Raw genomic sequence first — 22,785 nt, forward strand, 5'->3', positions numbered from 1 at the left:
CAGACTCGGGGGATGGGTGCGGAGGTGGGGGAGCGGGTACCGCTGCGGGGTGGTCGTCCCGATCCCACCCGGCCGAGCGTCATGCACCTCGACCTCGACGCGTTCTTCGCCGCCGTCGAGCAGCGCGACAAGCCCTCGCTGCGCGGGAAGCCCGTCGTGGTGGGCGGCACCGGCGGTCGGGGGGTCGTGGCCACGGCCAGCTACGAGGCCCGGGTCTTCGGGATCGGGTCGGCGATGCCGACGGCGCGGGCGCGTCGGCTCTGCCCGAACGCCGCCTACCTCGCGGGTCGTTTCGAGGCGTACCGGACGGTCTCGCACCAGGTCATGGAGCTCGCGCACGCGCTGTCCCCGCTGGTCGAGCCGTTGTCCTTCGACGAGGCGTTCGTCGACCTCTCGGCCGTCCACGAGGGCCTCGACGTCACCGCGGTCACCGACATCGCGGAACGCTTCCGGGCCGACGTCCGCCACCGCACCGGCCTCACCGTCTCGGTCGGGGTGGGGGCCAGCAAGCTCGTGGCCAAGATCGCCTCGGACCTGCGCAAACCCGACGCCCTCGTCGTCGTGCCCCCGGCCGAGCAGCAGGCGCTGCTGGCGCCGATGAGCGTGCGGAAGATCCCCGGCGTGGGTGCGGTGACGGGGGACCGGTTGATCCGGTCGGGGTTGAAGACCATCGGGGACCTCGCGGTCGCCGACGAGGGGGAACTCGTCCGGATGCTGGGAAAGGCGCACGGCAGCGGGTTGCTCGCCTTCGCCCGGGGGGTCGATCCGCGGCCCGTGGTCTCCGAACGCGAGGCGAAGTCGGTCTCGGCGGAGGAGACGTTCGCGGTCGACCTCACCGACCGGGCGGACCTCGACGAGCGGATCCGGCGGATGGCCGACCGGGTCGCGGCCCGGCTGGCGACGTCGGGGGTGTCGGGGCGGACCATCACGATCAAGGTCCGCCGCTACGACTTCAGCACCCTGAACCGCTCCCGGACCCTGCCGCACGCGAGCAGTTCCGCGAAGGAGATCAGCCACCACGCCACCGAACTCCTCGACGCGATCGACGTCGCCGACGGGGTGCGCCTGCTGGGCGTGGGGGTCTCGGGGCTCTCGGAGTACAGCCAGATCGACCTGCTCGCCGAGATCGAGGAGGACCCCGTACCCCTGCCCGACGAGGACGAGCCGGAGGACGGCGTGGAAGGCGTCGTGGAGGGCGGTTCGCCGGACCCCTACGGCCCGCCCGCCGCGACGGGGTGGCGCCCGGGGCAGGACGTCACGCACACCGGGTTCGGCGCCGGCTGGGTGCAGGGTTCTGGCGCGGGCCGGGTGACCGTCCGGTTCGAGGGCCCGCACACCCCGGTCGGGCGCATCCGGACGTTCCGCGACGACGACCCCGACCTGGCCCCCGCCGACCCGCCCGTGTTCACCCCGGAACCGTCGTGAGACCTGCGGTCGCCCAGCGGCTCCTGGAGGTCCCCGGCGGCCTGGCGGCCGATCCGCTGCGCCGGTTCCTGCGCGCCCACGTCGTCCCCGGGGCCGAGCGGCACCTCGACGGGGTGCACGAACGGGTGGTCCCGACCCGTCGCGGTCCGGTGGAGATCCGGATCGACCTCGGCACGTCGCCGCGGTGCACGACGGTCGTCCTGGACGCTCCGGGCGACGTCGTCGACGAGGTGACCCCTCTCGTCCGCCGCTGGCTGGACCTCGACGCGGACCACGTCAGCGTCGAGGCGTGGCTGGGCGCGGATCCGCTCCTCGCGCCCCTCGTCGCGGCCCGCCCCGGGCTGCGGTTCCCGCGCGCCGTCGTCGGCGCCGAGACGGCCGTGCTGACCGTCCTCGGCCAGCAGGTCTCCCTCGCCGCGGCCTGCACGTTCGCCGGGCGCCTCGTCGCGGCGTACGGGACACCGGTGGACACCCTGGTCGCCTTCCCCGGACCGCAGGCGCTGGCCGCGGCCGGTGCCGAGGGGATCCAGGCCGTCACCGGGATCACCGGCGCCCGGGCCCGCACCCTGCACGCTCTCGCGACGGCGATCGCGGACGGTCTCGACCTCGAGGCCGCGGCGCTCGACCCGGTCCGGGCGGCGGCGGCGCACGCCGAACTCCTCGCCCTGCCCGGCATCGGGCCGTGGACGGCGGACTACGTCGCGCTGCGCGTCTTCGGCGACTCCGACGCCTTCCTCTCCGGTGACCTCGTGCTCCGGCGGGCGCTCGGCGGGATGAGCGCGAAGGCGGCCGTGGCGCGGGCGGAGCCGTGGCGGCCGTGGCGGGGCTACGCCCTGCTGCACCTGTGGACGGCGGAGGTCTTCGCTCCCTGACCCTCACAAGATCGCCACACCGGCGGTGTTCCCACTACGGTGCGTCCGTGAACGGAACCGTGGTGGTCACAGGCGGTAGTCGCGGGATCGGTGCGGCGGTCGTGCAGGCGCTCGCGGCCCGGGGGATCCGGACGTGCTTCAGCTACTCCACGCACCGCGAGGCCGCGGACGTCATCGCCGCCTCCGCCGCCGACCTCGGGACCGAGAGCCTCGCGGTGCAGGCCGACGTCTCGATCGAGTCCGACGTGCGGCGGCTGTTCAACCGGGCCGAGGAACTCGGCCCCGTCGTCGGTCTGGTCAACAACGCCGGCATCACCGGCCGGCAGTCGCGGGTCGTCGACATGGACGTGGACCGGATCCGGCGGGTGCTCGAGGTCAACGTCGTCGGTGCCTTCCTGTGCGCCCGCGAGGCCGTGCGACGCATGAGCCGCACCGGCGGCGGCACCATCGTCAACGTCTCCTCCCGCGCGGCGGTCCTCGGCAGCGCCGGGGAGTACGTCGACTACGCCGCCTCCAAGGGCGCCGTCGACACCCTGACCGTCGGTCTCGCCCAGGAGGTCGCCGAGGACGGGATCCGCGTCGTCGGGGTGCGGCCCGGTCTGATCCGTACCGACATCCACGCCGGCTCCGGTGAACCCGGCCGCGTCGAACGGCTGCAGAAGAACGTCCCCCTCGGCCGGGGCGGGGAACCGGGTGAGGTCGCCGAGGCCGTCGTCTGGTTGCTCTCCGACGCCGCGAGCTACGTGACCGGGACGACCATCGACGTCAGCGGCGGTCGCTGACCCGGCCCGTCGCGGCTGGGACACTGGCCGCACGACCACCCGGTCGGACCGCTTCCCCCGCCAGGAGATCCCCGTGAACCAGGACCGACGCTCCCGCCGTCGCCTCGGCCAGTACCTCGTGCTGCTGGTCCTCGTCGTCGTCGGGCTGGTCCTGCTCGCCCGCGGACAGGACCTGTGGGCCTGGGGCGCCTTCGGTGCCGCCGGCGGCGGCGTCATCACCATCGCGCAGTCCCGCCGCCGGGAGGGTCGGGACCGCTAGGGCAGGAGCAGGTGCGGCCGCGCGAGCACGCTGTCGCGGAACGCCGCCGTCACCCGCGGCAGGGGTTCGTCGCGCCACACCAGACCCAGCGTCCGGGTCGACGACGGTCCCTCCAGCGGTCGTTCCACCACCCCGACGAAGGCCTCGGAGGTCCCCGGGTGGGCGGCCGGGACCACCGCGACGCCCAGTCCCGCGGCGACCAGACCGCGGAGGGTGTGCGCGTCCTGGCCCTCGAACGCGATCCGGGGCACGATCCCGGCCTGCGCGAACATCGCCTCCACCGTTTCGCGCAGGCCGTAGCCCGGTTCGAAGAGCACGAACTCCTCGTCGGCCACGGCGGTCAGCGCGATCGGCCCGGGCACCCCGAGCGGGTGGTCCCCCGGCATCGCGAGGACCAACGGCTGGTCGACCAGGGCCGCGCAGGCCAACCCGGGTCGCCGCGGCACCGGTGACGTCAGCACCAGGTCGACCTCGCCGGCCGTGAGCTGGTCGAGCACCGCGCCGGCCGCGCCCTGGTGCAGCTGGAAGCGGACGCCGGGGTGGTCCTGGCGGAAGGCCCGCACCAGCGCCGGGACCGCGGCCGCCCCCAGGGTGTGCAGGAAGCCGAGCGCGATCCGGCCCGTGGTGGGGGAGTCGTCGTCGCGGACCGCCCGGATCCCGCGGTCGAGGTCGGCGAGCGCCCGCGCCGCCACCTCGGCCAGTGCGCGCCCTGCGGCGGTGAGGCGGACCCCGCGCCCGTCCGGCACGAGGAGCGGGACCCCGACCGCGTCCTGGACCCGCGCGAGGGTCCGGCTGACGGTTGGTTGCTGCAGGCCCAGGGCGTGCGCGGCGCGGGTGATGTGCTCGTGCTCGGCGACGGCCACCAGCACCTGCAGCGGGCCCAGCAGCTCGCGGAGTGCGTCCTTCACCCTCGAAGTGTGCATGAGTCCGCACCGCTTCATGCATTGGACGCATCGGTACCGTGTTCCTACCGTCGGGGGGTGAGCCTCGACGACCGCACCCGTCCCGACACGCAACCGTGGGCCGGTCACGAACGTGGGACCCCCGGGTACCGCCGCGTCGTCATCGCTCTCTTCGCCGCGGGGGTCGCCACCTTCGCCCAGCTCTACTCCGTGCAGGCCGTCCTCCCCGCCCTGGCCACCGGGCTCCACCTCGACGCGTCCCGCTCCGCCCTCGGCGTCTCCGTCGCCACCGGGGCGCTCGCGGTCTCGGTGCTCGGCTGGAGCGCCGTCGCCGACCGGCTCGGGCGGGTGCCGGCCATGGTCGTCTCGATCGTCGCCGCGACCCTGTTCGGGCTCGCCGTCCCGCTGGCCGGCGGTCTCGCCCCGCTGCTGGTGCTGCGCGCGCTGCAGGGGGCCGCGCTCGGGGGACTGCCCGCGATCGCCATGGCCTACCTGGCCGAGGAGGTCCACGCCCGCGAGGTCGCGCTCGCCGCGGGGGCCTACGTCTCGGGGAACTCCGTCGGCGGCCTGACCGGCCGGATCGTCTCCTCCAGCGTCGCCGACGTGCTCGGGTGGCGGTGGGGCGTGGCCGCCGTCGCGTTCGTCGGGGTCGCCGCGACGGTCCTGTTCTGCCTCGTCGTCCCGCGCTCGCGGGGTTTCGTGCGCACCGCTCGCGTGGCCGGTCCCTCGTTGGCCGTCCGGGTGCGGGGTGCGCTCTCCGACCGGGGACTGCTCGTCCTCTACGCCCAGGCCCTGCTGCTGATGGGGGCGTTCGTCACGGTCTACAACTACCTCGGCTTCCGCCTGCTGGAACCGCCGTTCTCGCTGTCCCAGGCCGTCGTCGGGTTGTTGTTCGTCGTGTACCTGGCGGGCACGGCCAGTTCCTCGCTCGCCGGCCGCCTCGCGGGTCGGGGCCGGTTGCGCGTCCTCGTCGGCTCCGCCGCCGTGTTCGTGCTCGGGGCGCTGCTGACGCTGTCGAGCTCGATCGTCGTGGTCGTCGCGGGGCTGGTGCTGCTCACGGCCGGGTTCTTCGCCGCGCACGCCGTCGCCAGCGGCTGGGTCGGGGCGCGCGCCCGCCCGCGGTTCCGGGCCCAGGCCTCCGCGCTCTACACCTTCGCCTACTACGCCGGGTCGAGCGTCGTCGGCTGGCTCGGCGGGTTCGCGTTCGCCGACGGCGGCTGGGGCGTCGTGGTCGGGGTGGTGGTGGCGCTGGTCGTCGCCGCGGCGCTGCTGGCGACCCTCACCCTGCGCGCTGAGGACACGCGCGGCAGCATGGTCGCGTGACCGACCTCGCCCCGCTCGCAGACCTGCTCGCCGACGGGCGGGTCCTCGTCCTCGAGGGGGCCGGGATGTCCACCGGCTCCGGGATCCCCGACTACCGGGGGCCCAACGGGTCGCTGACCCGGCACACGCCGATGACCTACCAGGAGTTCACGGGTTCCGCCGAGGCCCGTCGTCGCTACTGGGGGCGCAGCCACGTCGGCTGGGAGCACTTCCGGCGCGCCCGGCCCAACGAGGCCCACCGGGCCGTCGCGGCCCTGGAACGAGCCGGTCTCGTGACCGGGACGATCACCCAGAACGTCGACGGTCTCGACCTGGCCGCCGGCACGCGGGAGGTCGTGGAACTGCACGGGAACCTCGACCGGGTGGTCTGCCTGAACTGCGCCGAGGTCACGGCCCGCGCCGAACTCGCCGTGCGGCTGGCGGAGGCGAACCCGGGGTTCGGTGCCCGGGTGGAGGAACTGCACGCGCTGAATCCCGACGGCGACGCCGACCTGAGCGACGCCCAGCTCGAGGGTTTCGTCACGGTGGCCTGCCGCCGGTGCGGCGAGGACGCGCTCAAGGCGGACGTCGTGTTCTTCGGGGAGACCGTGCCCAAGGACCGGGTCGCGCGGTCCTTCGAACTCCTCGACGCCGCCCGCGTGCTGCTCGTCCTCGGGTCCTCCCTCGCCGTCATGTCCGGGTACCGGTTCGTGCTGCACGCGGCGAAGAACGCCCAGCCCGTGGCGATCGTCACCGCCGGCCCGACGCGGGGCGACGAGAAGGCCACGCTGAAGGTCGACGCTGCGCTGCAGGAGGTCCTGCCGGAACTCCTGGGCCGGTTGGGGGTCACCGCGGCGGTCTAGCCTGGTCGGGTGCTGGCACGTCGCGAAGGCCGGGGAACCCCGCTGCTGCTGATCCACGGGCGGGGGTCGACCACCGGGCTCTGCTGCCGCTGGAACAGCTCTTCACCACCGACCCCGACCTGGACGGGACCTGGGAACGCTGGTATGTCGACCTCCCGGGATCGGGGGAGAACCGCTGGCACCCGGGGATCGACGGCAGTGACGCCGTGCTGGACCAGCTCGACGGGTTCGTGGGCGCCGAACTCGGCGACCGGCGGTTCGCCGTCCTGGGGAACTCCTGGGGCGGGATGCTGACCCGGGGTCTGGTGGAACGCCGGGCCGCGCAGGTCCTCGGGATGGGCCTGCTCTGCCCCGCGGTGGTCGCCGACCGGACCCGCCGCGACCTGCCGCCGCGACCGGTGCTGGTTCACGACCCCGACCTCCTCGCCGGTCTCGACCCGGGCGACCGCGCGGAGTACGAGCAGGTCTCGGTGGTGCAGACGGCCGAGAACTTCGCCGCGTTCTCCGCGACCGTGCTCGCCGGGGTGCGGGGGCTGCACCCCGGTTCCCTGGAGGCGATCGAGCAGAACTACGCGCTCACCGTCGAACCCCGGGCGGCGTTCGCTCGTCCCTCCCTGGTCGTGACCGGCCGGCAGGACGACACGACCGGTTACCGCGACCCGCTGGCGCAGCTCGAGCAGTACCCGCGGGCGACGTTCGCCGTGCTGGACACCGCCGGTCACAACGCGCTGCTCGACCGCCCGGCGGCGTGCCGGGCGCTGGTCGCCGACTGGCTGGAACGGATCGAGCTCACCCCCTGAGGGGTGGACGGAACCACCCTCCCCCGCCGCCCTCAGCGGCCGGCCGAGACGGGCGCGGGCCCGTCGGGTCACGACACCAGGTCCGTGCTGAGCCGCCACAGGGCCCTGGCCGTGTCGGGGTCCACGGCCCACCGCTTCACACCGTGCGGGTGCTCGGCGAGCGTCGCGTCGTCGGGGACGACGTGGGCCTCGCGGCACTCGTCGAGGTAGCGGCCGCCGACGGCGGCGAACTCCGGCGAGACCGCGGCGACGAGGATCGTCGCCGCCCCCTGGGCGGAGGTCTTCCAGGAGAACGTCCCCGCGGCCTCCGCGGCCGCCAGCGAGGCCCGCTGCACGGGGGAGAAGCTGCGCTGCAGACCCGTCGCCACCCCGCCCGGGTTCACCGCGTTCGCGACGACGCCGTCGTCGCGCCAGCGCCGCGTGGCCTCGACGGCGAAGAGGGAGTTCGCCGACTTGGACCGGGCGTAGGCGATCTGGGGGTCGTAGGGCCCGTGCTCGAAGTGCGGGTCGGCGAGGTCGACGGGGGCCCGCATGTGGGCGGTCGAGGACACGACGACCACGCGGGAACCACCCCGTGCCGCGGCCGCGTCGGCCAGGTGCCGGTGCAGGCCGGTGGTCAGGGCGAAGTGCCCGAGGTGGTTGGTGGCGAACTGCAGTTCCCAGCCCCGCCCGGTGCGTTGCAGGTCGGAGGTGACGAGCCCGGCGTTGTCGACCAGGACGTCGAGCGGGGAGTTCCAGGCGTCCACGAACGCGGCCACGCTCGCGGGATCGGCGAGGTCGACGGCGCGGACTGCGGGCGCCCGACGACCCGTCTCGCTCGCGATGCGGCGGGCGACCTCGGAGCCGGCGGCGACGTTGCACACGGCCAGCGTCACCTCGGCCCCCGCAGCGGTGAGGGCGCGGGCGGTCTCGAGACCCAGCCCGGAGGAGGCCCCGGTCACGATCGCACGGCGACCGTCGAGGTCGACGCCCTCGACGACGTCCGCGGCGGTGCTGGCGGCGTCGAAGCGGGTGGTGATGAGTTCCGGCACGACGGTGTCTCCAGGGGTCGATTCGAGCGTTCTCGCTTTACAGAGTAGGCTGAATCTGTAAAGCACGCCGAGGTGAGGGGTCCGTTCGTGGAGCAGGTGAGCGCCGGTCCGGACCGCCGCGAGAGCGTTCTGGCGATCTCGGTGGAGGCCTTCCTCCGCTACGGCTACCGGAAGACCTCGATGGAGGACGTCGCCCGGGCGGCGTCGATCTCGCGTCCCGGCCTGTACTTCCTCTTCAGCTCCAAGCAGGAACTCTTCGCCGCCGCCGTCGAACGCGCCCTGCAGCAGGACCTGCAGCGGGTGGCGCAGGCGCTCGGGGACGGTGCGGTGCCGCTGGAGCAGCGGTTGGTGGACGCCTTCGACGCCTGGACGGGGCGCTACCTCGGGGCGGTCGGGGGCGAACTCCTCGCCGTCGTCGAGGCCCACCGCGAGGTCATGACCGCGGACGCCCTCGACGCGCCGCGTCGTTTCGCCGGGCTCGTGCGCGACGCCGTGTCGGCGGCGAACCCCGCTCGACCGCCGCGAACCACCGACGCGGTGGTGCGCACGATGATCAGCGCCGCCATCGGGGTGAAGCAGCAGACGTCCTCCCGGGAGGCCTTCCGGGACGAGATCCGTGTCGCGGTCGAACTGCTCCTACACTCGAGGGGCCATGCAGTGTGACTACTACGACGCCCACGTGTGTCGTTCCTGCACCCTGATCGAGCTCCCGTACCCGGACCAGGTGCGGGACAAGGAAGAACGCTGCCGCGAACTGCTCGCCGACCATGACGGCCTGCGCTGGTTGCCGAGCGTCCGCAGCCCGGAGGCCGGGTACCGGAACAAGGCGAAGATGGTCGCCGGCGGCACGCTCGAGCGGCCGACGCTGGGCATCCTCGACGCGGCGGGTCGAGGCGTCGACCTGCGCGAGTGCGCCGTCTGCGCCCCCGGCATCCGCGACGTCCTGCCGGTGCTGGCCCGGTTCGTCACCCGCGCCGGGCTGGTGCCCTACGACGTCCCCCGCCGCCGGGGGGAACTCAAGTACGTCCTGGTCACCGAGTCCCCGACGGGTGAGCAGATGGTCCGCTTCGTGCTGCGGTCCCAGGACCGGGTGGCGGCGCTGCGCAAGCACCTGCCCTGGCTGCTGACGCAGGCTCCGCAGATCACCGTCGCGACCGCCAACCTGCTGCCCGAGCACAAGGCCGTCGTCGAGGGGGACGTGGAGATCGCCCTCACCGAGCGGACGACGTTGCGGATGCCGATGGGTCCCGTCGACCTCGACCTGCGCCCGCAGAGCTTCTTCCAGACGAACTCCCTGGTCGCGCAGGAGCTCTACGCCCAGGTGGCGCGCTGGGTCGACGAGGTCGCCCCCGCGAGCCTGTGGGACCTCTACTGCGGGGTGGGCGGGTTCGCGCTGCACTGTACGGCACCGGGTCGGGCGGTGACCGGGATCGAGGTGAGCGCCGAGGCGGTCGAGAGCGCCCGCGCCGCCGCCGTCGGTCTGCCCGACGTCGAGTTCGCCGTCGGCGACGCGACCCGGTTCGCCCTCGACGCGCCGGAACCGCCGGAACTCGTCGTGGTGAACCCGCCCCGGCGGGGGATCGGCGCCGAGCTCAGCGGGTGGCTGGAGACCTCCGGTGTCCGCCACGTCGTGTACTCCAGCTGCAACCCCGTGACGCTCGCGAAGGACCTCGCGGCCATGCCGTCGCTGCGACCGGTGCGGGCCAGGATGCTCGACATGTTCCCGCACACCCAGCACGTCGAGGTCGTGGTCCTGTTGGCCCGGATGGCTGCACCTCGCGGACCTCGGAGCGTTGCTTGAGCTTTCCTTGGCCTGGTCGGGCCGAGGAGAGCCCAACGAGGGCACGTGAGGGGCACACGTACTCGCGCTTTCACCATCGCCTCTGACTCTCGGCGATTGGTCAAGATGGTTCTGCAACCGCCTCATCGTCATCAGCCTGGTCGTGCTGGCCGTCTCGACGATCTGGTACTGGACTGTCGACGGCATCAGCCTGATCGCGCTGCTGCTGGCCTTCACGGGCATCCTCGACACCACCACCACCATCATCATCGGCGGCAGCCTGCGCCTGATCTTCCTACGTGGTCGCGGACACGGCGGGGAAGACCCGTCCTCAACCTCGGTGGCGGTGGCGTGGGCGACGCAGGAGGCTTCTGACCTTCAGCTTCACCCGCACCCGCCACTGCGTCCCGTCCTGCGGGCCGACCCCGTGCACGGCGACGACCTCGTCCCGGGATCACGTCGCCTCCACCTACGCCCTCGCGGCCTGGTCGTCGACGGCCTCGATGACGACGGAGGCGCGGTGAGGCCGGCCCTCAGGGGCTGCTGGAACGTGACGCGGTAGGTCTCCACGGTGCGCAACACGGATCGGCCACCGGCATCGTCGGATCAGTGCGTTCAACGCGTTCATCCCGCGAGGACGCGTCCGGGCCCTGCAGGCTGGCGCCAGGAACGATCTGGGCGAGGAGCAGATCATCGAGTTCGTCAACGGCGTCGACCGCGGCAAAGTCTCCGGGCCGGCCACCCCGGCGCGGCACCCACAGGTCCAGAGCTTCGTCAGCAGCGAGTTCGACCGTGGCTCCCTCGAGGAGGAGTGGAGTCTGAACCGCCTACCGCTACCTCGACACTGAGGGCTTGCTCGCCACGCAGTGGTTCGGAGACGACGACCTGCCGATCCAGTCGAGCCGACGCCGGCCGGCCGCGGACAGCGCCGAAGCTCAACACCTTGCGCTCGCGGCGGCCTACGAACGCTTGTTCGACAGGGCGCTGGGTGGTATTTTTTCTGGTATGAATTCGCACCCGGGTCCCGATGAGGTGCTGGCCGACCTCGGAGACAAGTTCGTTCAGGCCTTCCTGGAGGCGATGGGCGTCACTCGCGACGATCTTCAGGATTTCCGGGGCTGGCGCTCGAGCTGGTTCCCGACCTTCACTGAGCGATTCCTGGGAAACTTCATCCACGAGCGCATGTGGGCGGAGATGGTCCAGCGCGTCGACGACCTGCCCGGCCTGCAGATCGTCGACAAGGAACCTCGACGCGAGATCGAATGTCACGGTCGCTACACCGTTCGCTTCAAGCGGCACCGTCCTGGCGACAAGATCGCCACCTACGCCACCGAGGGCGCACTTGCTTACTGGACGAACCGGGTGACGTTGCCCGGTCTCGAACTCGTCAGCCTGGCGATGGGGTACCTGTGGGACGCCGAACTGCGGCAGATCGGCGACACCGTACTGTCCTTTCGCGACGGCAAGGACAACCCTCTCTGGGCGATCACGTTGAACCCGCCCGTCGCTGGCACCGCTGGTATCACCTGGAACTCGATCGACCCGCAGCTGCCCTCGATCGACCTCAGCGACATCCTGGACGAGACTGGCGAAGAAGACGGGGAGGCGACTGGATCATGAGGCAGACCGGCGACGTCATCCTCACGGTTCGCAGGGCGCTTGGATTGACGCAGGACGACCTGTGCGAGCAGTTGGGTGTGACGCAAGCCACGCTCTCACGCTACGAGCACAACGAACGGGAGCCCGACGAAGCGATGCTTGAGAAACTCGGCGCCGCCCTCGGAGTTTCCGTGCCGTTCCTCAAGCACCCGTTCAAACTGCAGGGTGCTATCGCGGCCGATGCTCACATGCGTCGACAGAAGACGGTCAAGGCGTCGGACTGGAAACGTCTCGAGGCGCAACTGAACATGCTTCGCATGCGTTCGGCGTTTCTCCTGGCGCGGGTGTCCATCGATGCTGAGAATCAGGTTCCATCGTTCGACCCGATCGATACAGCGCCCGAACAAGCAGCCAGAATGGTCAGAGCTCAGTGGCGGATGCCGATAGGCCCTGTTCGCAACCTCACCCGATGGCTGGAGGCCGCTGGCATCCTCGTGATGCAGCAGGACTTCGGGACTCAGCGCATCGATGGGGCGTGTCAGTGGGCGGCAGCGAACCCTGTCGTACTCATCAACGAGGGTCTTCCGACTGATCGCCGCAGATGGACTTTGGCGCACGAACTGGGCCACCTCGTACTGCATTCCCAGTACGTTGATGAGGACATGGAGAAGCAAGCCGATGCTTTCGCTGGCGAGTTCCTGATGCCCGAGCACCTGATCAAATCGCCACTGAGGAACCAGTCAATCCCGCGCCTGCTCGAGTTGAAGGTGGAGTGGGGTGTTTCCATGCAGGCCCTGTTCATGAGGGCTGTTGCACTCAAGTTGGCCACCCGTGAAGATCAGACCCAATTCTTCAAGATGATGAATGCGCGAGGCTGGAAGCGACAAGAACCTGGAGCGGATCGTCTTCCCGATGAACAGCCAGCGCTGGTGGCATCCATAGGAGACCGCCTCCGCGAAGCTGGGCTCAGTGACGACAAGATCGGGCAGTTGACCGGTGCCCGTGGGCACGAGGGAGCCCGGCCCTTCGTGCAGCCACGGACACGGCTGCAGGCAGTCTGAGTACAGAGGTGCGTCCCCATCCGACGTGATCAGGTGGGGGCGCCCTCGGCATCGGCCCTGACGGGATTGCCGTCGACGCGCGTGTCCAATCCCTTGAACATCTCGTCGTGAACCTCGACGAGCATGTGGCGTTCGTCGAGGGCCGGTATCGGCTGCCGCACACGTGCTCGCACACGGCCGCGTCGTTGCTGGTGCAGGAGGGAGAGCCCCGCTGTACGAGGTGCAGCGACAACCGGCCACTCCCATCCAGCGGTAGGCACACCTGTCCCCGGGCCGCCGCACCAGCGTCTTGGGTGCCTGGGAGAAGCGGCGGACGCACGGGGCACGAGGCAGGCACCCAGCTCGGCAGGCAACCCATTCGGACGCGGCCCATGTCCACTCCCTGGAGGGGGTGAACCTGTGCCCGCAGACCCAGCACGTCGAGGTCGTCACGCTGCTGGAACGCCGTTAGCCCAGCACTTCCAGGCGGAACTCGGCCAGGTCGTCGAGCTCGAGCCCCTCCTTCGTGCGGACGGCCTTCTTCACGGGCAGCACGTAGGTCTCGGTGACGCCGGGGAAGATCGACGTCGTCCACGTGGAGCGGCCGCAGGTGACCCGGACGGGGACGGCGCCGAAACCGGACCGCGGTCGCGGGACGTCCCGGACCTCCTCGCTCAGCTCTCCCGGCAGGCTCACGAACACCCACAGCTCCGTCCGCGCCTCCCACCGCCTCGACCGCGCCGAGAACCCGAACTCCATGCCCGCATCCTCCCCGACCGGGAGTTCCGGCAGGATCGGGGTGTGGAGGACTTCCTGGGGGACCTGGCGGGTCGCGTGGCGATCGTCACCGGCGGGGGACGCGGCATCGGCTTCGCGTGCGCGCAGCGGCTGGCGCGGTCGGGGGCGTCGGTGGCGCTGCTGGACCTGCGTCCCGAGGTGGCCGACGCGGCGGCGCGTCTCGCGACCGAGCACGGGGTCGCCGCCCTCGGGGTGGCGGTCGACATCACCGACCCCGACGCCGTGACGGCCGCGGTCGCCGAGGTGAGCGCCACCCTCGGTGTCGCGACGGTGCTGGTGACGGCGGCCGGGATCCCCGGCAACGACGACGCCTTCGACGTCACCCGGGAACGGCTCGAGCAGGTCATGGCCGTCAACGTGACGGGGACGCTGCTCGTGGCCCAGGCCTTCGCGCGGACGTGCCGGGACGCCGGCCGGGGCGGCAGCGTCGTCGTCGTGGGGTCGATCTCCGGACGGATCGTCAACGTCCCGCAGCGCCAGAGCGCCTACAACGCGTCGAAGGCCGCGGTCGAGTCCCTGATGCGCTCGCTCGCGCTGGAGTGGATCGGGTTCGGGGTGCGGGTCAACGCCGTCTCGCCGGGCTACGTCCGGACCGAGATGACCCGCTGGGACGTGGAGAACCTGCCCGACCGCGTCGCGGAGTGGCGCTCCCGCATCCCCGCCGGCGACCTCGGCCGACCCGAGGACGTCGCGAACGCCGTGGCGTTCCTCGCGAGCTCGGCCTCGAGCTACGTCGTCGGTCAGACCCTGGTCGTCGACGGGGGCTACACGATCCTGTGAGTCCTCAGGACGGCGTCGCGGTCCCGTCCAGCCACCCCTGCAGGACGGTGCAGAGCGGCTGCAGGTCCCGGTCGAGCTCGGGCACCAGCTCCTCGGTGGGGTGCTCGACGGCCAGCCAGCGGCGCAGCACCGAGAGGTAGGCCGCGTGCACGGCCCCCGCGACGGCCTGCGGGGCGATGTCGAGGACGGCCAGGTCGTGGCGGCGGGCCACGAACGAGGCGACGTGCTCGCGCCAGTGCGCCCACTGCTCCGACTCCCCGGAACGCAGTTCGGTGGACTCGTCGATGACCCGGAAGCGCTGCATCCACATGCCCTGGCCGTCGATCACCCGGTACAGGGCGCCGAGGACGGCCCCCCGGACGAGGTCGAGGGTCGCGTCCTCGCGGGCGGCCGCCTCGTCGAGCAGCCCGGCGAAACCTTCGGTGTACTCGTCGAAGCGCCACCAGACGATCGAGGCTTTCGAGGGGAAGTACCGGAAGAAGCTCGTCTTGCTCACTCCGGCCCCGGCGGTGATCTCCGCCAGGGTCGTCTCCTCGAAACCCTTGCGCAGGAACAACTCCACCGCGACGGTCTCGATCTCCTCGCGGGAGGAGGCCGGAGGGCGTCCGCGGCGTGGGGCGGGGGTCTCCACCTGTTGCTCACTCACGTCCGACAGCGTGCCACAAGCACCTGCGCCCAGAGCCACTCCGGGGGAGCTGTCCACCGGACGGGCGGTCACCGACAGGTGTCGACCACGCTCGGGACCGCGGGAGCCGTCGATGCCATAACCTCGCACCGTGGTGACTGTGACGACCGGTGCGGCGGAGCGGACGACCTACGTGGTCGTCGACGGCGAGAACATCGACGCGACGCTGGGTGCGTCGATCCTCGAGGGACGGCCGGCCCCGGAGCAGCGGCCGCGCTGGGAGCGGCTGATGGACTTCGCCCGCACCACGTTCCAGCAGCCCGCCAAGGGTCTGTTCTTCCTCAACGCCTCCTCCGGGCACCTGCCGATGTCCTTCGTGCAGGCCCTGCTGGCGCTGGGCTACCAGCCGATCCCGCTGGCCGGCGGCCCGGGCGAGAAGGTCGTCGACATCGGCATCCAGCGCACGCTGGATGCCCTCGTCGACCGCGACGGCGACGTGCTGCTCGGCAGCCACGACGTCGACTTCCTGCCCCAGATCGACCGGCTGCTCACCGGCGACCGCCTCGTCGGGATGGTCGGGTTCCGGGAGTTCATGAACTCCCAGTACGCCGGGCTGCACGAGCGCGGGCTGAAGGTCTTCGACCTCGAGGACGACGTCCGCGCGTTCAACGTCGTGCTGCCGCGGGTCCGGATCATCCCCCTCGCGGACTTCGACCCGTTGCGCTACCTCTGAGGTTCACCCCTCGTCGAGGTCGGCCTCGGCCCGTTCCGGGCTGCCCTCGGCGAGGCCGCGCTCGATCGAGGCGCGGAACACGAACCACAGCACGACCCCGGCCAGCAGCACCGCGATCTCGGTGACGGTCAGCGCCCAGACGATCCCGCTCAGCCCGAACCAGACGTGGAACAGGATCACGGTCGGGACGAACAGGACGCCCTGCGTCAGCGACATGACCGTCGCGGGCACGGCCTTGCCCGTCGCCTGGAACAGCGACGTGATGAGCCCGGTGAACCCGTTGGCGACCATCGCGACCAGCTGGGCGGTGATGATCGTGGCGCCGATCGAGAGGACCGAGCGGTCGGACACGAACGCGGAGAACACCTGGTCGCGCAGGACGAACACCGTCACCGCGAAGACCAGCGCGATCCCGCCGACCGTCACCGCGGAACCCCGCACCGCCGCGAACAACCGGTTCCGGTCGCCCCGGCCGAAGGAGTGGGCGAGCAACGGCAGGACGCCGAGGGTGACGCCCATGACGAGGAACTCCGGCACCTGGGCGATGCGGACCGCGACGCCCATGGCGGCCAGTGGGCCGTCACCGTAGTTCGCGGCGAGGTTGTTCAGGACCAGCGACGTGACGATGAGGAACGCCGCCTGCAGGAGTTCCCCGACCCCCACCCCCAGAACGGGTCTCACGACGTCACCGGCGAGGGTGAACCACTTCGGGGCGAGGCTGACGTGGTCGCTGTTGCGGGTGAGCCAGATCGCGAAGTACACGACCGTGACGAGGTTCGCGAGGCCGGTCGCGAGGGCGGCCCCGGCCACGCCCCGGTGCAGGACGAGGATGAACAGGGCGTCGAAGGCGACGTTCGCGACGGTCGAGGCGATGAGCCCCACCATGACGGTGCGGGAGGCGCCCTCGGCCCGGACGAGTTGTTCCAGGCACATCGCCGCGGCGAGCACGGGAACGAACGCGAGCAGGACGGCCACGAACTCACGCGTCGCGTGCAGGGCGGTCGCGTCGGCGCCGAGCAGGGTCACCAGAGGGTGCAGCAGCAGCAGTCCGAGGACGGCGACGACGATCCCGACGACGACGGAACCCCAGAGGGCGAAGGACGACGCGCGCCTGATCCCGGCGGCCTGGGTGGGATCGTTCTCGGCCGCACCGAGCAGGCGGGACACGAGCGTCCCGCCGCCGACGCCGAAGACGTTCCCGACGGCCATGACCAGACCGAGGATCGGCGATCCGAGGGTGACCGCGGCGAGCAGGGCGGTGTCGTGCTGGGCACCGATGAAACCGGCGTTCACGACGTTGTAGAGCGCGCCGACGATCAGCGCGGCGGCCATCGGCACGCACAGGTGCAGGAGCGCGCTGACGATCGGGGCGGAGGTGAGGTACCAGCGGTTGGTGCCCACCTCCGGGGAGGTGTCGGGTGGGTTCACGGCGGGCTCCGTTTCCGGGCAGGGTGGAGCGCACGCCGACCGGGGTGGGCGCGTCGCAGGAGGTGGGGGACTAGCGGGAGGGACGTTCCAGGTCGGCGGTGATCTTGGCGAGCAGGGCGTGCAGGGCGTCCCGCTCGGCCGGGTCGAGCGGGGCGAGGATCGTCTCGTCGGCCGCGGCCATGGCGGTGTCGAAGCCCGCGATCACCTCGGAGCCGGCCGGGGTGACGAAGGCGCGCTTGCTGCGTTCGTCGCCGGGCGCCGTGCGTCGCTCGACGAGACCGCGGGCCTCGAGTCCCTTGAGCAGGCTCGAGACGCTCGCGGCACTGGTCCGGGTGATCTCCGCGAGGTCGCGCTGGATCGCCCCGGGGTTCTGGGTGAGGTAGCCGAGCACGAAGGCCTGTTCGCGGCTGACCTCGCGGGAGCGGATCCAGTCCTCGCCCGCCTTGCGCTGAGCCCACCCGATCCAGCGGACCAGGTCGAGGGTGCTGGTGAGCTCGGGTGCGTCCATGGTCAGAACGCTAACTGTTAGAGCTCTAACCGTCAACCCTCGAACTGATCGGACCACCTCCTCGCCGGTCAGCGCGCGAGCTTCAGGACCGTCTCCAGGGTGTCGGCCTCGTCCGCCGTCTTGTCGTCGCGGTAGCGGACCACCCGAGCGAAGCGCAGGGCCACCCCGCCGGGGTAGCGCGTCGAGCGCTGCAGGCCGTCGAAGGCGATCTCGACGACCTGCTCGGGGCGGACGGTCACGACGTACCCCTGGTCGTCCGTCTGCAGTTCCCGGAACCGGGCGGTCTGCCAGCTGAGCATCTCGTCGGTCATGCCCTTGAACGTCTTGCCCAGCATGACGAAACCGCCGGTCTCCGGGTCGCGGGCACCGAGGTGGATGTTCGAGAGCCACCCCGAGCGGCGGCCGGAACCCTTCTCGACGGCCAGCACCACGAGGTCGAGGGTGTGGACGGGTTTCACCTTCACCCAGGCGCCCCCGCGGCGACCCGCCGCGTAGCGGGAGCCCAGGTCCTTCACCACGACACCCTCGTGACCGGCGGCGACGACGTCGTCCGCGAACCCGCTCGCCGCCTCCGCATCGGCGGTCACCAGGCGGGGAACCCGCCAGCGTGGCGGGACGAGACCGTCGAGGGCGTCGAGCCGCTCGCGCAGCGGGACGTCGAGGAGGTCGACGCCGTCGAGGTGCAGCACGTCGAAGAAGTACGGGGTGACGATCGTCCCCGACGTCTGAGCGGTCCGGGACGCGGTGTCCTGGAACGCCTTCGGCCGGCCGTCGTCGTCGAGGGCGAGGGCCTCGCCGTCGAGCACGAACTCGCGCGCGGGGAGTTCCCGGACGATCTCGACGATCTCCGGCAACCGGGTGGTGATGTCGTCCAACGTCCTGGTCGCGATCCGGATCCCCTCGGGACCGCGGTGCACCTGGATCCGGATGCCGTCCAGCTTGGTGTCCACCGCCACCTCGCCGGTGAGACCCCCGACCGCTTCGGCGACCGACGTCGCGCTCGAGGCGAGCATCGGCAGCAGGGGCCGGCCGACGTGCAGCCGGAAACCGGCGAGTTCCCCGGCACCGCCGTGCAGGGCGGCGACGACGGCGTCGACGGTCGAACCCGCCAGCATCGCCGCACGCCGCACGTCCGGTCCGGGAACTCCGGCGACGACCGCCGCGGCGTCCTGGACCAGCGCGTCCAGCGCCCCCTGGCGCAGTTCCCCGGTCACGACGCCCCGGAGCCAGCGCTGCTCGTCGGCGGTCGCCCGGGCGAAGAGGTCGTCCACGGCGGCGGCACGCTTCGCCGCGGAACCGGCCCCGCCCAGGGCCGAGATGCCCTCGAAGCGGTGGTGCACGTCGTCGACGGTCAGCGACGCCGCCTCGGCCGGATCGGGGAGAGCGCTGAGCCCGCGCCACCCCAGACCCGTCCTGCGCTGGCGCAGGCTGCCCCCGAGGTAGGAGGCGACCACGGCGGCCCGGTCGGTGTCGTCGCGATCCAGCCGTCCCAGCAGGTCGGCGAGAGCGGCGACCTTCGCCGTCCGCGAGCGGGTGGCGGCGACGGTGGTCGAGGTGGCGACGACGTCGGCGAGCAGCACGGGATCATCCTGCCCTCGGCCCCGCGGGACGGCCCTCCCGAGGGTGCCTTCCGGTCCGCACCGATCCGTGGCAGGGTCGGTGATCTTGCCCACCCCGGAGGTGCACGTGTTCCGCAACCTGGTCGACCACCCGGCCGTCCTCATCGCCTTCCCGCTCCTGGGGCTGATCGTGCTGGCGGTGGTGGTCTACCTCGTCTACCGGGTCGTGCGCGCCGGCGTGCGGGACGGCCACCGCGACGCCGACCGGGGGCGGGACCCGAGGGACTGACAGGACGCCCGGCCGTGTGTGATCGTGTCCGGGTGCGGTGGTGCCGGGGCGAGAGGGCTCGTCGAGCGTCGGTGCACCGACGCCGGTCGAGCAGCTCCGGGGTCACCCCGGGGACAGCACGAGAGGTTCGGCACGACGTCGCAGGGACGTCAGCGCGCTCCGCGCGCCCTCGTCCCCGCAGCACAGGACCGGTCGCCCGGCACCACCGCGCGCACGCATGACCGACCGTTCCGCCGATGCCGTCGTCGTCGCCCTGGCGGCCGCGTTCCTCGACGGACCCTGGACCCCCGAGGGCCTCACGCACCGCGGTCGGGCCGCCGTCGGGTCGCCGAGGGCGGGATGGGTCGCGAAGGTCGCCGCCGCGGTCCTCGCGCAGTTCCACCGGCCGCCGCACGACGCGCCGCGGGAACTCCACGCCTGCATCCTGCGCAGCACCGCGTACGGGAGCGCGAAGCGCGCCGCCGCGAGGCGCGGGGCCCCGCTGCGGATGGCGCACCTGGCGGTCGGGACGACCCGCATGCGCGGCAACCGGTTCGGTGTCCCCGAACTGCACACCGTCCTCGACGTCGCGGAGTTCCTCGAGGTCGAACCGGAACACCTCGGACCTGCGGCGCTACCAGGTCCGGACCGCCGGCTGGGCGCTGCACCACTACCGGTCCGCGTGGACCGCGAAACGCGGCGTCCCGCGGCTGCTGGAGGCGCCGAAACCCCGGCTGAAGCACCTGCAGAGGCGGGTCCTGCGCGAGGTCCTCGACCGGGTGCCCGCCCACGACGTCGCCCACGGGTTCGTCCCCGGACGGTCCGCGCTGACCGGGGCGTGGGACCACGTCCAGGCCCGCACGGTCGTGCGGTTCGACCTGGAGGGTTTCTTCGCCTGCGTCCCGGCGTCGCGGGTCTACGGCAGGTTCCGGCTGATGGGCTACGCCGAACCCGTCGCCCACGTCCTCACCGGACTCACGACCCACGTGACCCCGTTGACCGTCCTGCGCACGATGCCCGACGGCGGGGCCGCTGACGCGCGGTTCCGATTGCGGCGCAACCTCTCCGAAGCGCACCTCCCGCAGGGGGCGCCGACCTCGCCCGCGTTGGCGAACCTCTGCGCGCACGCGGTGGACCGGCGGTTGGACGGGTTGGCGCGCGCGGTCGGGGCGACGTTCACCCGCTACGCCGACGACCTGACGTTCTCCTCCACGACCGGGCTCGACCCGGCGGCGTTGGCGCGTTCGGTGAGCCGCATCGTCGCCGACGAGGGTTTCGTCCTGAACCCGGCGAAGACCCGCACCCGCGGCCGGGGCGCCCGGCAACTGGTGACCGGGCTCGTCGTCAACGACCACCCGAACGTCCCGCGCGACGAGTTCGACCGGTTGAAGGCCGTCCTGCACAACTGCGTCGTGCACGGCCCGGCGTCGCAGAACCGGGCCGCGCACCCCGACTTCCGCGCCCACCTGGAGGGGCGCGTCAGCCGGGTCGAGTTCGTCAACCCCGCGAAGGGGAACCGACTGCGTCGGAGCTTCGAGCGGATCCCGTGGTGAGCAGGCCGTGCCGGACGAGCCAGCGTTCGAACACCAGTGTGCACAGCGGCGGGATGCTCGCGGCGAGGCCGACGAGCGTCACCCGGAGGCTCCACCCCAACCGGCGGGCGGCCCACACCGTGGACACCAGGTAGACCACGAAACCCACGCCGTGGATCATCCCGACCACCGGGACACCCCCCTCGTGCGGGGCGTCGACGACGCGCTTCAGGAACACCGCGACGAGCAGCGCGGTCCACGAGATCGCCTCGAAGGTCGCGATCACGCGGAACCAACGGGCGGCGAGCGGCCCGGACGTCATGGGGGTCCTCCTCCTGGCGGGGTCGTCCCCCCAGTCTGACGCCCCGTCGGAGACCCCCGGGCCGCCCCCGGTGTGTGATCCCTCACCCCGAGCGGCACGGTCAGGAGAAGACGGTCCGGTGCCACTCCTTGCGGGCGGTGCCGGTGCGGTCGAACATCACGTGCTTCACGGCCGTGTACTCGTCGAGGGAGTAGGTGGACATGTCCTTGCCGAAGCCCGACGCCTTCACCCCACCGTGCGGCATCTCGCTGATGATCGGGATGTGGTCGTTGATCCACACGCACCCGGCGCGCAGTTCCGCACTGGCCCGCATCGAGCGGTAGACGTTCTGCGTCCAGGCCGAGGCCGCCAGCCCGAAGGGTGTGTCGTTGGCGAGGGCGAGGCCCTCGTCGTCGGTGTCGAAGGGCAGGGCGACCAGCACCGGACCGAACACCTCCTCCTGCACGATCTCGGAGTCCTGCGCCGCGTCCACCAGCAGCGTGGGGGAGTAGAACGCGCCCGGACCGGACGGCGCGTGGCCCCCGGTCACGACCTTCGCGCCCGCGTCGACGGCCCGCTCGACCATCCCGGCGACCTTGTCGCGCTGGCGGACGTGGACGAGGGAGCCCATGTCGGTGGCGGGGTCCGTCGGGGACCCGACGCGGACCCCGGCCATGAGTTCCGCGGTCCGGGCCACGAAGTCGTCGAACAACGGCCGCTGCACGTAGGCGCGGGTGGCCGCGGTGCAGTCCTGGCCCGCGTTGACGAGGGAGGCCGCGACCGCTCCCTGGGCGGCGGCCTCGAGGTCGGCGTCGTCGAACACGACGAACGGGGCCTTGCCGCCGAGTTCGAGGTGGACGCGCTTCCCGGTGCGCGAGGCCACCTCCATGACCCGTCGCCCCACCGCGGTGGAACCGGTGAACGAGCTCATGGCGACCCGCGGGTCGCCGACCAGGGCCTCCCCGGCCTCCGGCCCGGTCCCGGTGACGACGTTGAAGACCCCGTCGGGAAGGCCTGCCGCGCTGAAGACCTCGGCGAACAGCAGGGTCGTCAGCGGGGTGTTCTCGGCGGGTTTCAGGACGACGCTGTTGCCCGCGGCGAGCGCCGGCAGGACCTTCCACGCGGCCATCTGCAGCGGGTAGTTCCACGGGGCGATCGACCCGATCACGCCGAGGGGTTCGCGGCGCACGTAGGAGGTGTGGTCGCCGTCGTACTCGCCGGCCGCCCTGCCCTCCAGCACCCGGGCGGCGCCGGCGAAGAACACCGTGTTGTCGACGCTGCCGGGGACGTCGAACTCGCGCGACATCCGCAGCGTCTTGCCGGTCTGCGCGGTCTCGGCGGCGGCGAACTCCTCGCTCCGTTCCGCCAGCAGTCGGGCCGCCGTCGCGAGGACCTCGGCCCGGGCCGCCGGGGTGCTGCGCGACCACCCGGTGAAGGCCCGCTCCGAGGATGCGACGGCTTCGGCCACGTCGGCCGCGGTCGCGGCGGCGCCCGTGGCGATCACCGCACCGGTGGCGGGGTCCTCGACGACGAGCTGCTGCCCGTTGCCGGTCCTGCGGGATCCGTCGATGTACTGGAAGTCGTCCACGGGAGGCTCC

25 protein-coding genes are annotated in these 22,785 nt (G+C 72.0%); 16 read left to right on the forward strand and 9 right to left on the reverse strand.

The features are described 5' to 3' along the window. Nucleotides 1–12 precede the first annotated feature (12 nt). From SJY07_RS14935 to SJY07_RS14950, 4 genes are all read left to right on the forward strand, one after another. Complete coding sequence (locus tag SJY07_RS14935) at nucleotides 13–1,425, forward strand: DNA polymerase IV (RefSeq protein WP_380160169.1); 1,413 nt, start codon at nucleotides 13–15, stop codon at nucleotides 1,423–1,425. After that, nucleotides 1,422–2,297 (forward strand): AlkA N-terminal domain-containing protein, encoded by an 876-nt coding sequence (locus tag SJY07_RS14940; protein ID WP_380160171.1) that lies wholly within the window; start codon nucleotides 1,422–1,424, stop codon nucleotides 2,295–2,297. Before SJY07_RS14935 ends, SJY07_RS14940 begins: the two co-directional genes overlap by 4 nt. 47 nt (nucleotides 2,298–2,344) lie before the next feature. Next, nucleotides 2,345–3,079: an SDR family oxidoreductase gene (locus SJY07_RS14945; RefSeq protein ID WP_328293462.1), complete on the forward strand. Its 735-nt coding sequence runs from the start codon at nucleotides 2,345–2,347 to the stop codon at nucleotides 3,077–3,079. A 73-nt stretch (nucleotides 3,080–3,152) separates the two neighbouring features. Next, nucleotides 3,153–3,338 carry a hypothetical protein gene (locus SJY07_RS14950; protein WP_328293461.1) on the forward strand — a complete coding sequence of 62 codons (186 nt, stop codon included), beginning with the start codon at nucleotides 3,153–3,155 and terminating at the stop codon, nucleotides 3,336–3,338. Here the strand turns inward: SJY07_RS14950 and SJY07_RS14955 are convergent. Continuing rightward, a complete protein-coding gene (locus SJY07_RS14955) occupies nucleotides 3,335–4,246 on the reverse strand; it encodes a LysR family transcriptional regulator (RefSeq protein ID WP_380160174.1) in 912 nt (303 codons plus the stop codon). The two genes, SJY07_RS14950 and SJY07_RS14955, sit on opposite strands and share 4 nt — an antisense overlap. Before the next feature lie 72 nt (nucleotides 4,247–4,318). Here SJY07_RS14955 and SJY07_RS14960 point away from each other — a divergent pair, with 72 nt between their 5' ends. The 3 genes from SJY07_RS14960 (at nucleotide 4,319) to SJY07_RS14970 (ending at nucleotide 7,205) form a co-directional block, all read left to right on the forward strand. Then, nucleotides 4,319–5,563: an MFS transporter gene (locus SJY07_RS14960; RefSeq protein WP_380160176.1), complete on the forward strand. Its 1,245-nt coding sequence runs from the start codon at nucleotides 4,319–4,321 to the stop codon at nucleotides 5,561–5,563. Then, a complete protein-coding gene (locus SJY07_RS14965) occupies nucleotides 5,560–6,405 on the forward strand; it encodes an NAD-dependent protein deacetylase (RefSeq protein WP_328293458.1) in 846 nt (281 codons plus the stop codon). The genes SJY07_RS14960 and SJY07_RS14965 overlap by 4 nt, the downstream gene beginning before the upstream one ends. Nucleotides 6,406–6,524: 119 nt before the next feature. After that, nucleotides 6,525–7,205, forward strand: coding sequence for an alpha/beta fold hydrolase (locus SJY07_RS14970; protein WP_380162345.1), 681 nt, complete (start codon nucleotides 6,525–6,527; stop codon nucleotides 7,203–7,205). Between the two features lie 68 nt (nucleotides 7,206–7,273). Here SJY07_RS14970 and SJY07_RS14975 read toward each other — a convergent pair whose 3' ends face one another. Then, a complete protein-coding gene (locus tag SJY07_RS14975) occupies nucleotides 7,274–8,236 on the reverse strand; it encodes an SDR family NAD(P)-dependent oxidoreductase (RefSeq protein ID WP_380160178.1) in 963 nt (320 codons plus the stop codon). A gap of 87 nt (nucleotides 8,237–8,323) precedes the next feature. On the opposite strand from SJY07_RS14975, the gene SJY07_RS14980 reads away from it, so the two are divergent. The 5 genes from SJY07_RS14980 (at nucleotide 8,324) to SJY07_RS15000 (ending at nucleotide 12,676) form a co-directional block, all read left to right on the forward strand. Continuing rightward, complete coding sequence (locus SJY07_RS14980; protein ID WP_380160180.1) at nucleotides 8,324–8,899, forward strand: TetR/AcrR family transcriptional regulator; 576 nt, start codon at nucleotides 8,324–8,326, stop codon at nucleotides 8,897–8,899. Then, the gene (rlmC, locus tag SJY07_RS14985) at nucleotides 8,889–10,037 is read left to right on the forward strand and encodes a 23S rRNA (uracil(747)-C(5))-methyltransferase RlmC (RefSeq protein WP_380160182.1); all 1,149 of its coding nucleotides are present in this window, start codon (nucleotides 8,889–8,891) and stop codon (nucleotides 10,035–10,037) included. The genes SJY07_RS14980 and rlmC overlap by 11 nt, the downstream gene beginning before the upstream one ends. Before the next feature lie 142 nt (nucleotides 10,038–10,179). Beyond that, the gene (locus SJY07_RS14990; protein WP_380160184.1) at nucleotides 10,180–10,578 is read left to right on the forward strand and encodes a hypothetical protein; all 399 of its coding nucleotides are present in this window, start codon (nucleotides 10,180–10,182) and stop codon (nucleotides 10,576–10,578) included. A gap of 290 nt (nucleotides 10,579–10,868) precedes the next feature. Next, nucleotides 10,869–11,636 (forward strand): hypothetical protein, encoded by a 768-nt coding sequence (locus SJY07_RS14995; RefSeq protein WP_380160186.1) that lies wholly within the window; start codon nucleotides 10,869–10,871, stop codon nucleotides 11,634–11,636. Next, a complete protein-coding gene (locus SJY07_RS15000; protein ID WP_380160188.1) occupies nucleotides 11,633–12,676 on the forward strand; it encodes a helix-turn-helix domain-containing protein in 1,044 nt (347 codons plus the stop codon). Before SJY07_RS14995 ends, SJY07_RS15000 begins: the two co-directional genes overlap by 4 nt. Before the next feature lie 447 nt (nucleotides 12,677–13,123). Here the strand turns inward: SJY07_RS15000 and SJY07_RS15005 are convergent, their stop codons facing one another. Beyond that, nucleotides 13,124–13,414 (reverse strand): DUF1905 domain-containing protein, encoded by a 291-nt coding sequence (locus SJY07_RS15005; RefSeq protein ID WP_328293450.1) that lies wholly within the window; start codon nucleotides 13,412–13,414, stop codon nucleotides 13,124–13,126. A 42-nt stretch (nucleotides 13,415–13,456) separates the two neighbouring features. Between SJY07_RS15005 and SJY07_RS15010 the strand changes: the two genes are divergently transcribed. Next, complete coding sequence (locus SJY07_RS15010; protein WP_380160190.1) at nucleotides 13,457–14,233, forward strand: SDR family NAD(P)-dependent oxidoreductase; 777 nt, start codon at nucleotides 13,457–13,459, stop codon at nucleotides 14,231–14,233. Nucleotides 14,234–14,237: 4 nt separating this feature from the next. Here the strand turns inward: SJY07_RS15010 and SJY07_RS15015 are convergent, their stop codons facing one another. Further along, nucleotides 14,238–14,879, reverse strand: coding sequence for a TetR family transcriptional regulator (locus tag SJY07_RS15015; RefSeq protein ID WP_328293448.1), 642 nt, complete (start codon nucleotides 14,877–14,879; stop codon nucleotides 14,238–14,240). 130 nt (nucleotides 14,880–15,009) lie between these two features. Between SJY07_RS15015 and SJY07_RS15020 the strand changes: the two genes are divergently transcribed. Next, nucleotides 15,010–15,591 carry a nuclease gene (locus tag SJY07_RS15020; protein WP_328293447.1) on the forward strand — a complete coding sequence of 194 codons (582 nt, stop codon included), beginning with the start codon at nucleotides 15,010–15,012 and terminating at the stop codon, nucleotides 15,589–15,591. Nucleotides 15,592–15,594: 3 nt separating this feature from the next. Here SJY07_RS15020 and SJY07_RS15025 read toward each other — a convergent pair whose 3' ends face one another. From SJY07_RS15025 to SJY07_RS15035, 3 genes are all read right to left on the reverse strand, one after another. After that, on the reverse strand, nucleotides 15,595–17,019 hold the full coding sequence (locus tag SJY07_RS15025; RefSeq protein WP_328293446.1) for an MATE family efflux transporter: 1,425 nt from the start codon (nucleotides 17,017–17,019) through the stop codon (nucleotides 15,595–15,597). A gap of 70 nt (nucleotides 17,020–17,089) precedes the next feature. After that, nucleotides 17,090–17,527, reverse strand: coding sequence for a MarR family transcriptional regulator (locus SJY07_RS15030; RefSeq protein ID WP_328293445.1), 438 nt, complete (start codon nucleotides 17,525–17,527; stop codon nucleotides 17,090–17,092). Nucleotides 17,528–17,595: 68 nt separating this feature from the next. Further along, nucleotides 17,596–19,107 (reverse strand): ATP-dependent DNA ligase, encoded by a 1,512-nt coding sequence (locus tag SJY07_RS15035; protein WP_380160192.1) that lies wholly within the window; start codon nucleotides 19,105–19,107, stop codon nucleotides 17,596–17,598. Between the two features lie 79 nt (nucleotides 19,108–19,186). Here SJY07_RS15035 and SJY07_RS15040 point away from each other — a divergent pair, with 79 nt between their 5' ends. Together SJY07_RS15040 and SJY07_RS15045 are read left to right on the forward strand one after the other, a co-directional pair. Further along, nucleotides 19,187–19,375 (forward strand): hypothetical protein, encoded by a 189-nt coding sequence (locus SJY07_RS15040; RefSeq protein WP_328293443.1) that lies wholly within the window; start codon nucleotides 19,187–19,189, stop codon nucleotides 19,373–19,375. Between the two features lie 536 nt (nucleotides 19,376–19,911). Beyond that, nucleotides 19,912–20,907, forward strand: coding sequence for a reverse transcriptase family protein (locus SJY07_RS15045; RefSeq protein ID WP_380160193.1), 996 nt, complete (start codon nucleotides 19,912–19,914; stop codon nucleotides 20,905–20,907). Here SJY07_RS15045 and SJY07_RS15050 read toward each other — a convergent pair. Then, nucleotides 20,852–21,208, reverse strand: coding sequence for a DUF3817 domain-containing protein (locus tag SJY07_RS15050; RefSeq protein ID WP_380160195.1), 357 nt, complete (start codon nucleotides 21,206–21,208; stop codon nucleotides 20,852–20,854). The two genes, SJY07_RS15045 and SJY07_RS15050, sit on opposite strands and share 56 nt — an antisense overlap. A gap of 100 nt (nucleotides 21,209–21,308) precedes the next feature. After that, nucleotides 21,309–22,775 carry a gamma-aminobutyraldehyde dehydrogenase gene (locus SJY07_RS15055; RefSeq protein WP_380160197.1) on the reverse strand — a complete coding sequence of 489 codons (1,467 nt, stop codon included), beginning with the start codon at nucleotides 22,773–22,775 and terminating at the stop codon, nucleotides 21,309–21,311. Nucleotides 22,776–22,785 lie beyond the last annotated feature (10 nt).

It is taken from the genome of Kineococcus sp. R86509 (genome assembly GCF_042466365.1).
GTDB lineage: Bacteria > Actinomycetota > Actinomycetes > Actinomycetales > Kineococcaceae > Kineococcus.

Excerpts from the sequence above, each read along its gene's own strand:
- SJY07_RS14935 (WP_380160169.1), top strand. The coding sequence starts at position 13 with ATGGGTGCGGAGGTGGGGGAGCGGGTACCGCTGCGGGGTGGTCGTCCC.
- rlmC (WP_380160182.1), top strand. The coding sequence starts at position 8,889 with ATGCAGTGTGACTACTACGACGCCCACGTGTGTCGTTCCTGCACCCTG.
- SJY07_RS15000 (WP_380160188.1), top strand. The coding sequence starts at position 11,633 with ATGAGGCAGACCGGCGACGTCATCCTCACGGTTCGCAGGGCGCTTGGA.
- SJY07_RS15005 (WP_328293450.1), bottom strand. The coding sequence starts at position 13,414 with ATGGAGTTCGGGTTCTCGGCGCGGTCGAGGCGGTGGGAGGCGCGGACG.
- SJY07_RS15030 (WP_328293445.1), bottom strand. The coding sequence starts at position 17,527 with ATGGACGCACCCGAGCTCACCAGCACCCTCGACCTGGTCCGCTGGATC.
- SJY07_RS15050 (WP_380160195.1), bottom strand. The coding sequence starts at position 21,208 with ATGACGTCCGGGCCGCTCGCCGCCCGTTGGTTCCGCGTGATCGCGACC.